This window comes from Pantoea endophytica (assembly GCF_002858935.1).
Taxonomy (GTDB): domain Bacteria; phylum Pseudomonadota; class Gammaproteobacteria; order Enterobacterales; family Enterobacteriaceae; genus Pantoea; species Pantoea leporis.
On sequence record NZ_PJRT01000009.1, the window covers coordinates 407,595 to 420,430 of the forward strand.

General features: G+C 53.6%; 8 protein-coding genes. 2 read left to right on the forward strand and 6 right to left on the reverse strand.

Annotated features, from left to right (window positions below; genetic code table 11):
• Nucleotides 1–11: 11 nt before the first annotated feature.
• The 3 genes from PZBJ_RS09835 to PZBJ_RS09845 are packed head-to-tail and all read right to left on the reverse strand — an operon-like array spanning nt 12 to nt 3,846.
• Nucleotides 12–2,570 carry a fimbria/pilus outer membrane usher protein gene (locus tag PZBJ_RS09835; protein ID WP_101762317.1) on the reverse strand — a complete coding sequence of 853 codons (2,559 nt, stop codon included), beginning with the start codon at nt 2,568–2,570 and terminating at the stop codon, nt 12–14.
• A gap of 11 nt (nt 2,571–2,581) precedes the next feature.
• On the reverse strand, nt 2,582–3,268 hold the full coding sequence (locus PZBJ_RS09840; RefSeq protein WP_101762318.1) for a fimbrial biogenesis chaperone: 687 nt from the start codon (nt 3,266–3,268) through the stop codon (nt 2,582–2,584).
• A 53-nt stretch (nt 3,269–3,321) separates the two neighbouring features.
• Nucleotides 3,322–3,846, reverse strand: a complete 525-nt coding sequence (locus tag PZBJ_RS09845; protein ID WP_101762319.1) for a fimbrial protein — start codon at nt 3,844–3,846, stop codon at nt 3,322–3,324.
• A gap of 910 nt (nt 3,847–4,756) precedes the next feature.
• On the opposite strand from PZBJ_RS09845, the gene PZBJ_RS09850 reads away from it, so the two are divergent.
• Complete coding sequence (locus PZBJ_RS09850) at nt 4,757–7,249, forward strand: inverse autotransporter beta domain-containing protein (protein ID WP_101762320.1); 2,493 nt, start codon at nt 4,757–4,759, stop codon at nt 7,247–7,249.
• A 21-nt stretch (nt 7,250–7,270) separates the two neighbouring features.
• Nucleotides 7,271–9,487 (forward strand): Ig-like domain-containing protein, encoded by a 2,217-nt coding sequence (locus tag PZBJ_RS09855; protein WP_101762321.1) that lies wholly within the window; start codon nt 7,271–7,273, stop codon nt 9,485–9,487.
• A 62-nt stretch (nt 9,488–9,549) separates the two neighbouring features.
• Here PZBJ_RS09855 and PZBJ_RS09860 read toward each other — a convergent pair whose 3' ends face one another.
• The 3 genes from PZBJ_RS09860 to PZBJ_RS09870 all read right to left on the reverse strand — a co-directional run bounded on the left by PZBJ_RS09860 (nt 9,550) and on the right by PZBJ_RS09870 (nt 12,829).
• Nucleotides 9,550–10,719: a Gfo/Idh/MocA family protein gene (locus PZBJ_RS09860; RefSeq protein ID WP_101762322.1), complete on the reverse strand. Its 1,170-nt coding sequence runs from the start codon at nt 10,717–10,719 to the stop codon at nt 9,550–9,552.
• A 10-nt stretch (nt 10,720–10,729) separates the two neighbouring features.
• Entirely contained in the window at nt 10,730–11,653 is a 924-nt protein-coding gene (locus PZBJ_RS09865) for a TIM barrel protein (protein WP_101762323.1), read from the reverse strand.
• A gap of 147 nt (nt 11,654–11,800) precedes the next feature.
• The gene (locus PZBJ_RS09870; RefSeq protein ID WP_101762324.1) at nt 11,801–12,829 is read right to left on the reverse strand and encodes a LacI family DNA-binding transcriptional regulator; all 1,029 of its coding nucleotides are present in this window, start codon (nt 12,827–12,829) and stop codon (nt 11,801–11,803) included.
• Between the last annotated feature and the right edge of the window lie 7 nt (nt 12,830–12,836).

Here is a 12,836-nt window from a genome sequence, read left to right on the forward strand (position 1 = left end):
AAATGTTTCCTTTAGCGGCATTGTGCCGTCACAGAATTGACACCAAACTGAGCCTTTCCTAACGTAAACGGAGCCTGACATTCGCCGCCCTTCCAGTTCACCTTAACCACGCCCGCTGCGGGCACGCCGCTGAGGTAAACATGTTGTTTGTCATCAACGATGCCATGCGAAAGGGTTTCGCCGTTGGCAACGCTGGCACGTGCGCCGAACGGCACTTGACGCCCACGCAAGGTGACGACCATTTTTGCCCCCGATACCGTGGGATAATTGGCTAATGCTACGGCCCCCTGCGTAGGCACCACTGTTTGGCTGTCACTCAGCAGATCGACGTTATCGCCGAGCGAATTGGCATCAAGCGAAAGCGAGGTGCGGCGATAAGGTGTTACGTTAGGTACGACGGCATAACCTCTGCCATCAGTCAGCACGCCGGTTTGGTTGAGCACGCGAACCGCTTCCGCGTCTTCAGCGCGCACTAACGCCATGGTGTCACCTAACGGCTGGCTCAGAGTCACACCATAGGGATGCACCACAATGCCGCCCGTTGCGCCGTAATTCAGTTGTCGGGTATTCCGCGAGTAGTTATAGCCAGCCTGGTATTCGCCAAAGCGTGCTTTATAGTTGACTGACGCATTGCCATTGGCGCCAACCCCTTGATTGGTGTAACCCTGCTGCACGCTATAGCTCAGGTTATTGTCTGCCAGTGCAGTGCCTGACAACCCCACCGCGCCAGTGGTTTTATCGCGATTGTCGGTGCTGCCCGAGAAGTTCAGCCAGCTTTTGGGTAAAAATCGGTCAAAGGGAATCTGCACCGCCAGCGAAAAAATTTGATCGTGTTTGGTGTAGAACGGCGTCTGTGAATAGCTGTAGTTAAAGGAGTAATTGATGGCGTTGAAGCTGGAGTTATAGCCCAGCGTCAAACTGCGCTCCTTTTCTGTCACGCCCCAATATTGTTGCTGGTAAGCGGAGAGAAAAAGACTGCCATAATCACCCAACGATTGATTAACGTTGAGTTGGGATTTACTGCGTCTGTTATGGCTATAACGCCAGTTTCGCCATTCGCGTCGGGCTTGTTCAACTTCATTGCGGTTGTTGGGATTACCCCGGAAACCCGGCGGTAGTGTATTCGCGTAATAGCCATTAGCTTCATTAAAATCGTAATAACCAGAGGTGGAATAACGGTAGCCAGCCAGAGTAAAAGTGGTGCCGCTCATTGCGAAATCTTTTGCATATTGAAAACGAAATGAGCCACCGCGATGAGTTTCTTCCATTAAACGGGCATTGGCGAATGTCCCGTCCAGCGAAATCGAACCCAATAACCCCAGACCTTTCCCCACACCAACCGATGCTGACGTGTAATCACCCGACAGGATAGATCCACCATAAACGGTTGAGCTATAAGGCAAACCATAAATACCTGTGCCTTGTATAAAGCCCGGTTTTTTTGCCGATCCCCCGGTTGAACGATATTGCCCGGCCGTGAAAGCATATTTGAAACGCCCTTCACGCTGCATGATAGGCACCGCAGAAAATGGCTGAACAAACTGTCGGACGCTGCCATTCGCTTCTTTTATTACCACCTCAAGATCGCCACTGGCCGAGGTAGGATAAAGATCGTTTATGGCGAAAGGTCCGGGTGGCACATAGGCTTGCCAAATGATGTTACCGTCCTGACGAATGGTAACTTGCGCATTGCTCTGCGCAATGCCTCGTACAACGGGTGCGAATCCTCGTAAGCTTTCAGGCTGCATATTGTCGTCTGAGTAGAGCTGAGCTCCACGAAAGGGGAAGCTATCGAATACCTCTGATGGCGTATAACTCTCTCCCAATACCAGCTGGCTTTTCCAGGGTTTGATGTCACGCTGAACGTAGGTATTAATACTGTTCCACTTATCATCACCCTGACTATGGCTATAGGTGGTGTAATTGCGCGCGCGCCAGGCCCCGAGATTGATACCGCTACGCAAATTGAGATACGCGTTGTTATCACTTCCCTGACGATAATCACTCCAGTTATTGGCACCTGAATAGCCATAATTCATAAATAGCGCGTTGACACCATCGTCCCACTCATCTGGGCCAACATACCCTTGTGCGTTTTGTCGCACATATTCTTGTGGAATGGAGACATTTAAGCGTTGCTGGTTTAAATCAAAGCGGGTTTGCGCCTGCGGGATGATGGCAGCGATATTCGTCACTTCCTGCGCAGGTGAGATTTTCACGAAAGCGGGTGTGGCATTCTCTTTCACGCCCCAGCGCATAAAATCGGCTTTCATTAATAGGGGCTGCAGACCCTTCGCACCGGGTTCAAAGCGTATGCTTTTTGATCCAACAAAATTGTCGTTCAGGTAAACGTCGGCGTTGTAAACGCCCGCCGCTTGACCCCCACTGCGACTAAAAGTGGAAAGATCCAGATTTGCACGCTGGCCGCTGTGTCGTTCCACCGTGTCAGGATCAAAATAATCCTCTGCAGCCACATCATTAATGGGTATTGCAGCCAGTATTACCATGTTAAGTAAGGTGCGCTGAAAAGCAGGCCTCAGCGTTAAAGGTATATTTTGTCTCATCGACATGGCCCTCTCCTTTAATCGGTGCCCACTTTTAATGTTTGTTCTGCTGTAATGCCGCCGAAATCATTAATCGCTCGCCAGCTCACCGGATTGCCAACGTGCACTTTTTGGCCAAGAACGATTTCCTGTGAAGGCAACACCATCGGCGGTTTGGTCATGGTTGAACCGTTTACGGTCAGGTCGTAGAGCGAAACGCTGTAAGGCGTGGGATTAAACACGGCGAGTTTGCCCTCACGCTGGCGAAATTTGAGCCTGGTAAAAGCCAATGCGGGATCGCCGCTTAACTCTGCGGGCCGGTAAAATAACTTCATCTTGTTTTTAATGGTGATAACGAGATCGTTAGTGGCCTGACGATTGACCGTCGGGATAATCTTGATATTCAACCAGTGCACGGATTCCTGATCGTCTGGCAACGTGTGACCACTGTAGATAACGCGCACCGAATTCTGGCTATGAGGCTCAAGGCGGAAGAGCGGGGGCGTGGTGATGAAAGTGTCATCAGCGGTATCACTCTCTTCCTGACTGCTAACCCAGGATTGAATCAAATAGGGACGATCGTCTGGATTAGTCACACTTATCGCGGCCAGCTTGTTTTTACCGTCATAAACCAGACGTGTGCCACCAATCTGCACACCAGACTGAGCCATAGGCGACAGGCACAAAAGTGCCATGGCCAATGGCCAAAGACTTTTTTTAAACATCCATCTCTCTCCGTGACGAAAGAAAGAGCCGCATGACGCGGCTCTGAAACTACTTAGTTGTAAGCAATGGTGAAGGTCGCCGTGGAGTTTGCTGTACCCGCAGTAACTGGCGTGGCCGTAGCGTAATATTTCGCTATGTAGGTCAGTACATTAGGGCCGGCTGCCGTGATTGGACGATCAGCCGATTTGCTGGCGATAGGGATGAGAGTGGAACTGTCTTGCTCATACAGCGCGACACCCACATTAGTGGCAGTTTGCCCTGAGTTCAGAGCGAGGATTTGGTTATTTCCCGCAGAGGTTGCGCCATCGAAACGTACGCTGGCCGAGGTTACCGCAGCAGGACAACTTGTCAGATTAATGTTGAAGCGAGTCGGTGCCGCGGTGACACCGGCTCCGGTGAAGGTTTTGCTCGAAACGGTGCCCAGATTCACGGTTTGGTTGGCAGAGCCAGTATCCACCGTGCAAGCGTTATCGGTAATTGTACCCGTGAAATTAATCGTGCCATCAGCAGCAGTTGTCGTGCCAATAAATCCAAGAGAAGCCGTAATTGCAACCAATACTGCGAACTTGCTTTTCATGATTAAGCCTCAAAAATCGTCATAAAAAATGTCTCTGCTCAAGCAATGAACTTTCATTTCCACAGCAGATAAAACATTAATCGAAGTAATGTTGGAGCCCTTCGACCGCTTTAAGTAAATGACAATTTTCAACCTATTGAAAGTTTTTTTGATTATTCGTGCTTAATTTGAAATATAACCCTAAAAAAATTAGCGCAACGGTTAATTTACAGATCTTTGATCTTTTTTAAGATCCTTTTTTAGAATAAAAAACTTAACATTTGTATTTTAACGATCTAAAGATCTAAAAAATCACCTAAGACAGCATTTTATGCGAATGAGACAAAATGTGACTTCTCCAGGATATGTCTTCTTTTTCTGCTATTACCGTCAAAGATGCCCCTTTATTTTCAGGAAAACAGCATGAATTCGGTTTTTATTTGTACAATAGTTATAAGCCAGGTTTAACTATTACAGAAATAAAACTGTTATATTGCGTTGGGTTAATGATGAGGGGTGTGATTATTGGTTGCAGACAGAATATTGTTCTACGCCTGGTATAAAAGCGCATAAAGGCGCCAAAAAGCGCGTAAAAACGCAGAGAAACCGAAGATAAAATGGCATCAAATTTTTAGGTAAAGCGTGAAAAAAACGGCAAGTATGACGCCTGAACTGATATCGCATCAAGTCAGCGCTTTACACACTTGCCTATCTACAGGTCGCTTCGTAAGCGTATGTGTTGTTGTCCATCTAGCGGTATTTTCGTCCTATCCCCCTTTTAATCTTGTTCCTCGCAAGTCATTCCTGCCTTGCTTTTTTCAAATCACTTAAAAGGTTTAAGACCCGTCTCAAGCGCTAACAACTTCTCCCCGCGTGAGAATTCCCCCTCACCTACTTCATGACCCCCTTTTAGCCAAAACACGAGAATTTTATGGACAACACACGTTCGTCAGCGTCACGCGCCGATGCCTCATCCCGCTGGATGCGACCGCTCATCTTTACCCAGATTGCCGTCCAGGTGGGCATGGCACTCACCCCCTTTTGGGCATTATCTGTTGAAGCCGCCATCCGTCCGGGCGAAGAGACCTCACTCAGCAGCGCTGCCCAGCAGGCCAGTGGACTGGCTGAGGCGCATCAATCCGGTAACCTAAGCGGCTATCTCAGCCAGCAGGTCACTGGCGCCGCCGTAGGCCAGGCGCAAGAATGGCTAAAACAATGGGGTACCGCACGCGTCGAGCTTGGCACGGATGAGCACTTTAAGCCGCAGACTGGCTCGTTTGACCTGCTGTTACCGCTCAATCAGACGCCGGACCGCCTACTTTTCGCTCAACAAGGCCTGCGCAATAAAGACGGTCAATTTACTGGTAACTTCGGTCTCGGCCAGCGCCACTTCACCAGCCGCTGGATGCTTGGCTACAACGCCTTTTACGACCAGAACATCAGTCGCAGTCATAAACGAATGGGCATTGGTGCCGAAGCCTGGCGCGACTACCTCAAGCTTTCCGGAAATGGTTATTATCGCCTGAGCAGCTGGCGCAACTCTGTAGATGTTGAAGACTACGATGCTCGCCCGGCAAACGGGTTCGACCTTCGGGCCGAGGCCTGGCTACCCGTCTACCCGGCGATTGGCGGGCGTTTTATGTACGAAAAATACTACGGTGACGAAGTTGCATTGTTCAGCAAAGAGAGGCGCCAAAGTAACCCTGCTGCCTTCACCGCAGGTTTGAGCTATACCCCGGTGCCATTGGTGTCGTTCACACTGGACCATAAAGCCAGTGGTCATCAGCGCGAATCCCAATTAGGCCTCCAGTTCAACTATCAATTGGGTCAGACGCTCAGTAGCCAGCTCGATCCCAGCGCCGTAAATCTAAACCGCACTTTAGCTGCTAACCGTATGGCGCTGGTTGAGCGTAATAACAATATCGTGCTGGAATATCGCAAACAGGAGCTGATTCAACTTGGCCTGCCGACCGAAATCAATGGTCGCAGCGGTAAAACCGTGACTCTGAATTACAAGATCATCAGCAAGTACGGTCTGGCATCAATTATCTGGAACGACGCCGAGATCGTCGCTGCGGGTGGTCACATTCAGGACCTGGGTAACAACCAATACCAAATCGTGTTACCGCGCTTTATCGCTGGCGGCCATAACCGCTATACCCTGAGCGGCGTGGCCATAGACACACGTAATAACCGTTCGAAAGTTTCCTCGACTGTGGTCAACGTCAGTAGCCCGGCGATAAATGCCAGCACTAGCACGCTGAGCGCCTCGCCTGCCACTTTGCTTGCCGACGGTAAGGCCACGTCGCAGATCAGCATCCTGCTGCGCGATGAAAACGAGCAGCCAGTGACCGATGTGGCTGCGTCCATCGCGCTAAGTGCTACCGAGTTGAGCAACGCCCCGGAGAAAGCCGGTGTTGGTGCTCGCCCCAGCACCCATGCGGCTACCGCTGCCGCGAAGACGCCGGTGTTGAGTGCTGTCACAGAAAAAGGCAATGGCGAATACCTCGCCACGCTAACCGCCGGTACGCGTGCAGCAGACGTTAAACTCAGCGCCACCATCGATACGCTGCAACTGAGCCCGCTGACCATTAAACAAATTAGCGACACCGGTAGCGCCACCGTGGCTGACGGCGATCTACGTCTGACACGGGATAATGTAGTGGCCAACGGCAGTGCCATTGCTCGCGCAGAAGCTCGCGTGACAGATGCTATGGGCAACCCGGTTGCGGGTGTGACCGTGACCTTTGCATTGAGTGGCTCCGCGCAAGTCGCAGCAGGCAGTAGCCTGACGGCCATCAGCGACGACAACGGCATGGTGGTAATCGCCTTTACCGATACCGCGGCAGAAACCATTACAGTTACCGCGTCTACCGCCAACGGCAGCGCCAACGCCCTGGCGAATTTCATTGCCGACGCATCCACCGCCGCACTGGATAGGAGTAACCTTACAGTTGATCGAACCACTGCCATCGCCAATGGTAGCGATTCTGTCACTTTCAGCGCGCTGATTAAGGATGCCAATGGCAATCCAGTACCGGGCGTGAAGCTCAACTGGCACAGTAACGGTGGTGCATTGAGTGCTGCTGAGAGTCAGAGTGGCAAAAACGGTATTGCCATCGTCACCTTGAAAGATACTGCGGCGCATGATGTGCAGGTACAGGCACAGCTTGGCACGCAGGCCGCCGTGGATGCACCCGTCATCAGCTTTACCGCCGATGCCGCTAGCGCCACCATCGACGCGCGCGACTTTATTGTGGATAAAACCAGTGCCGTGGCCGATGGCAGCGATCTCGTGACTTACACCATTACTGTGAAGGACAAAAACGGAAACCCGCTGCCCGCACAAGTTGTAAACTGGCAGACCTCACTCGGAACACTTAGCCAGACAACAAGCGTGACAGGGCCAGACGGCAAAACCTAGGTCACGCTGACCTCAACCCAAATGGGCCAGGCGGGTGTAAGCGCAGCGCTGGTTGGCAAACCCGCGCTAAGTGCCGTCCTCGTGACTTTCGCCGCCGATGCCAGCAGCGCGCGAATCGGCAGCGGCGATTTGACCGTGGATAAAACCACCATTGTAAGTAGCGGCACGGATGCAGCACGCTTTACGGCGGTGGTTAAAGACGCTAACGGCAACCCAGTGGCGCATCAGCAGGTCAACTGGACCAGCAATCTTGGCAAACTCAGCGATGCAACGTCTGTCACCAACGTCAACGGTGAGGCCACGGTTACTTTCACCGGTACCACTGTAGGGTCGGCGCAGATCATCGCTGCGGTCAACGGCAACCCGGCAAATGCACCGAGGGTAAACATCGTCGCCGACGCGGCATCGGCCCGTCTGGACAGCGGTGATCTCACCGCCAACAAAACTAGCGCGCTGGCTAACGGCAGCGACAGCGTGTCTTATACGGCACGGGTCATCGATGCCGCCGGTAACCTGGTGAGTGGCGTAACCGTTGGATGGAGTAGCGATCGCGGCACGCTGAGCAGTGCGGCCAGCGTGACTGGTCCGGACGGTAAGGCAACCATAACGTTAACGTCTACGGCTGCAGGTAACGCGCAAGTAAAGGCGGTGGTGAACAGCCGCGCAGCGGTTAATGCGCCGGTGGTTGACTTCAAGGCTGACGCCGCTTCGGCTAGCATCAGCGACGGTGATTTAACGGTAAACAAAACCAGCATCACAGCGGGCACTCTTGACATGGCGATCTTCCGCGCCGTAGTGAAAGACGCCCACGGCAACCCCGTAGCCAACCTGCCTGTGTCTTGGGCAACCAGCGGTGGAACGCTGAGCGGTACGACGTCTACCACCAATACCGCTGGTGAGGCCACTATCTCACTCACCGCCACATTAGCAGGCACCGTGCAGGTTAACGCTCGCGTCAACAGCAGCGCGGCTGTGAATGCACCGCCAGTGACGGTGACGGCAGATACCGCCAGTGCACAAATCGCCAATGGCGGTGTGACGGCGGACAAAGTCAGCGCCATCGCGAATAGCGGTGAGAAAATTACTTACAGTGCAACGATTAAGGATGCCTATGGCAACCCGCTGAGCAATTTATCTGTGAGCTGGAGCACCGACCGCGGCAACCTGGCGCAGAATAGCAGTAAAACCAACGTCTCAGGCGTGGCGACGGTAACGTTAAGCTCAACGGTTTTGGGAGCAGCTATCGTCACGGCGCAGCCGGGTAGCGGCACGGCGGTGGCGGCGACGGCGGTGGAGTTCACGGCGGAGACCAGTAGCGCCAGCCTTAACGCCGGTGATCTGATCGTGGATGCACGACAAATTCCAGCGGACAACACTAGTAAAGCGACCTATACCGCACTGGTGAAAGATCGCTATGGCAATCCCGTGAAAGGGCTGCTTATCAACTGGACCACCAACTTTGGCCAACTTAACGGGCAAACACAGCGCACAGATGATGAGGGAAAATCGCATAATACCTTGCAATCAGGTGCACCAGGCAAAGGGATTGTCAGCGTGAGTGTCGGAGCCAACGCGCCAGTTACCGCACCAGAAGTCGAATTTGTGGTCGATAGCTCCACCGCCACGATTACATCAATGCAAACCTCTAAAAACGCGGTATACGGTTTTGGTGGCGATAATCCAGTGATTAGCGTGGTGGTAAAAAATGCGCAAAATCAGGCGGTACCCAATTACAAAGTTAACTGGTCGACCGATATTGGTAGCATCGATAGCGAATCATTCACTGATGCTACAGGTACGGCGACCGCCACTCTTGATAGCTTGCATGTGAACAGCAATAAGAGACAGGGCACTGTTCAAGCGTTGCTGGCTAACACTTCTCAGAAAACGATCAGTCAGACCATTACTCCGGTATACAGAGCCGGCAATCATCAATACCTTGCCCTTGCCTATGACTCGACTGGGGTAACACCGCCTGTTCAGGAGGTGAGAGATTTTTGTAACAATATGGGTGCCCATCTAGCTGGTTCCGCAGAATTGGCCGTATTTGCCCAGGAAGGCGGCGACTTTGTTGAAGCCAGAACGCTGTTAACACAAAGTGGATTCATCAGCACTTGGTATGCATTGAGTGATAGCTGGAAAGGCCTCAAAGGCAATTTCGATTCCACCCTAGGCACCGTAGGAGATATCGCCTCAAAATCAACAGCTCCTACTGTTTACATTGTTTGCACGCGATAAGTCATTCGGTATGCTCATTTTGGGTCGGCTGGACATGCCGACCCATTTTCTTTACCGCCCCCTTAGCACGTCACCCACACTGATCCCGCATCCGCAGACTTCACGCACTGCTCCACCCATCGCACGCCCATCAAACCGGCATGCGCGCCCGGATACCAGAAGTCTTTCAGGAATGCCTGATCGCTACGATCGGTGGCATCCATTGCCAGCGCAAAACGGCGATAGAGATTGGACCAGGCTTCAAACAATCCTTCCGGATGTCCGCCGCCAATACGGTCGTCAGCCAGCGCACTCGGATGCAGATAACCCATGCCGCGCTCGAGAATCTGCACCGGCTCGCCCTGCACTTCATAGCGCAGCTGATTCGGCTGCTCATCCCACCACTCCAGGCTGGCTTTCTCGCCGATCACCCGCACCTTCTGGCCGTGCATCGAACCGCAGTTCACCGCCGATGCCCACATGGTGCCGACTGCGCCGTTGTCGTACTCCATCATCACGAAGGCGTTATCCTCCAGCGGCGCACGGGTTTTGACAAAGCTCTGGCGGCTGCACAGCAGGCGTTTGACCTGCAGATGCGGCACCATGGTTTCGGCGATAAACAGCGGATGCGTCGCCAAATCGCCCAGCACATAGCTCGGCCCGACGAAGCGCGGATCGACGCGCCACTTGGTGCTTTCGTTCTGCAATTCAACCGCTTCGTTATGGAAGCCGTGCGCGAACTGCATGTTGATGATGCGGATCTCACCCAGCAAACCTGCGGCAATCATTTCGCGTGCCTGATGAATCAGCTGATGTCCGGCGTAACCATAAGTCACACCGATGATTTTCTTCTTCTCAGCACACAGCTGTTCCAGCTCATCGGCCTCGGCAGCGGTGAAGCACAGCGGCTTCTCACACACCACATGGAGACCCGCATTCAGTGCGGCGCGGCAGATGGCGAAGTGCGTGTTATTGGGTGTGGCGATCGACACCGCTTCGATGCCGTCGGCGCGCGCCGCTTCTGCCGCAAACAGGGTTTCGTAATCTGCGTAGCAGCGATCGGCTTCGATACCTAGCGAAGTGCCAAAGGCGCGGCCGCGCTCGGCGTTGATATCGAATGCGCCTGCCAGCAGCGTGAAGTTGTTATCACGCGTGGCCGCCGAACGGTGAATGTAACCAATCTGGCTGGTGCCGCCACCGCCAACCATGCCCCAGCGCAGCGAGCGATCCAGAGCCTTAATGCCGTTGATCATGTTGTTCTCCTCAGAATCCGACCGATTGCAAATAGTGCAGGCTGGCGGTGACGTCACGCAGGCTGGTGTCGGCATCACGCGGATCGCGCTCCTGCTCGACGGTGATCCAGCCCTGATAATTGCGCTCCGCCAGGAAGGCGCGCACCGCTGGATAATCAATTGCCCCTTTGCCAATCGGGCACATCACGCCTTCTGCGCAGGCGGCAAAGAAATCGACGCCGCGCGCAATCACGTCGCGCCATACCGCATCGTTAACGTCTTTGAAGTGCAGATAATCGATGCGATCCCAGTAGCGGCTGAGGTAAGGAATCGGATCCATGCCGGAGTAGTACAGATGGCCGGTATCGAGGCACAAACCAGCGACTTCATGCGGAATGTCTTCCACCAGCTGTTGCAGCTCGTCGGCGAACTCAATGCAGCCACCGGCATGCGGATGGATCACCGCACGCACACCGTATTCGTTCCAGGCAATCTGGCTCAGCGTGGTGATGTGCTGCATTATGCGCTGCCACGCTTCAGCTGACAGGCGCGGCGCCTTGGCGGATTGACCAGCGTATTTGGCGCGTTCTGGATTACCGAAGTCGATAATCACCAGATAAGGTGCGGGTTTGTTGTCCGCATGGGTTTTGGTCGCGGTCGGTACCAGAGACAGGTTGCGACAGATGTTGTGCGTCAGCTCAACCATCGCCGGAAAATTGGCTTCACTCACCAAATCATCAAAAATGGTGCCCGCCACCAGCGACAAGTCGTGCGCTTCCAGCTGCTGACGCAGTTCGGCAGGCTCAACCGGCAGATAGCTCCATGGGCCCAGCTCAATGCTTTTATAACCGGCCTGCGACGCTTCACTCAGGACTTTCTGCCACGGCGGCAGGAAGGGATTTTTCGGGTCATCAACGCCCCAGCTACAGGGCGCGTTAGCAATATGGATAGTCATGATCGTTCCTTGCGGTAGTGGATGGCGCAAGTATCAAATAAATATTTCATCATCAACAACCATGAAACATTCATTTTTTGATAGCGATCATAGTATTTCGCATCATTAAAATGATAGAAAATATATCAAATACAGCAACGACGCGGCCTACAGGTTTTCACGCGTGACGATATCAAACGGCAGGATGATCTGGGAGAAATGATCGCCCGGCTGCGCATGATGCTGCTGCACCATCTGCGCCAGGCGCATGGCCATTTCGTCGATGCGGTTGCGGATCATCACCGTAATGGTGCCATCAATCAGCGCCAGCTCGCCCTCTTTCACCGGACCATGACATATCAACGCCACCTTGCGCTGCGGCTGCTGGCGCAACGCATGAATCACGCCCTCAATGCCGCCGCAAGGCGCGAAGATCAGTGCCAAATCGGCATGTTCTTCCAGTAACTGACGCGTGGAACGGTAGCCGCCATCAATCGATTCATTGGTTTTCAGCGGCTCCAGCACGCGTCGCGCGCTGTCCTGCTCACGCAGATAGGAGCGGAAACTGATCTCATTGCTCTCCTGACAGATAAAGCGATGGTCGCCCACCAGCACGCCGACCGAACCCGGCTGATGCAACAGGTGCGTGGCAATCCACGCGGCGGTGCGTCCGGCTTTCTGGTTATCCAGACCGACATAACCGGCGTGACCGCACGGCGAAAAGTTGGAAAACAGCGCATAAACCCGCACGCCCTGACGCGATATGTTTTCTATCGCATGGCGAATCAGCGGGTGGTCCAGCGCGACTAAGCCAATCGCATCCACCTGCCCGGCCAGCGCATACAGCGAGGCCACCACCGCTTCCACATCATCAATGTCGTGCCAGGTAAAAAGCGGTTCGCTGCCTGCCGGATGAAACGGCTGCGTATGCTGGCGCAGCGCATCAGTGAGGGAATGATAGAACGAGTAGGATTTTGACAGCAGGATAAAGCCCATGCGCAGCGTCACGCTGGCGGCAGGCGCGGTGCCGCTCAGCAGCGGCACATTGCCGATGCGATAACCGAGGCGATTAGCGGCTTCCAGCACCTTCTGCTCCGTTGCAGCGCGCACCGGTGCACGACGATTTAACACGCGATCGACGGTCGCCACGCCAACCCCGGCGGCGGCGGCAATCGCGGTCATGGTGATTTTACTCATGCGCTAC

Bases quoted from the DNA above. Each gene is read 5' to 3' on its own strand.
- PZBJ_RS09835 (WP_101762317.1), bottom strand. From the start codon at position 2,570: ATGTCGATGAGACAAAATATACCTTTAACGCTGAGGCCTGCTTTTCAG.
- PZBJ_RS09840 (WP_101762318.1), bottom strand. From the start codon at position 3,268: ATGTTTAAAAAAAGTCTTTGGCCATTGGCCATGGCACTTTTGTGCCTG.
- PZBJ_RS09845 (WP_101762319.1), bottom strand. From the start codon at position 3,846: ATGAAAAGCAAGTTCGCAGTATTGGTTGCAATTACGGCTTCTCTTGGA.
- PZBJ_RS09850 (WP_101762320.1), top strand. From the start codon at position 4,757: ATGGACAACACACGTTCGTCAGCGTCACGCGCCGATGCCTCATCCCGC.
- PZBJ_RS09855 (WP_101762321.1), top strand. From the start codon at position 7,271: ATGGGCCAGGCGGGTGTAAGCGCAGCGCTGGTTGGCAAACCCGCGCTA.
- PZBJ_RS09860 (WP_101762322.1), bottom strand. From the start codon at position 10,719: ATGATCAACGGCATTAAGGCTCTGGATCGCTCGCTGCGCTGGGGCATG.
- PZBJ_RS09865 (WP_101762323.1), bottom strand. From the start codon at position 11,653: ATGACTATCCATATTGCTAACGCGCCCTGTAGCTGGGGCGTTGATGAC.
- PZBJ_RS09870 (WP_101762324.1), bottom strand. From the start codon at position 12,829: ATGAGTAAAATCACCATGACCGCGATTGCCGCCGCCGCCGGGGTTGGC.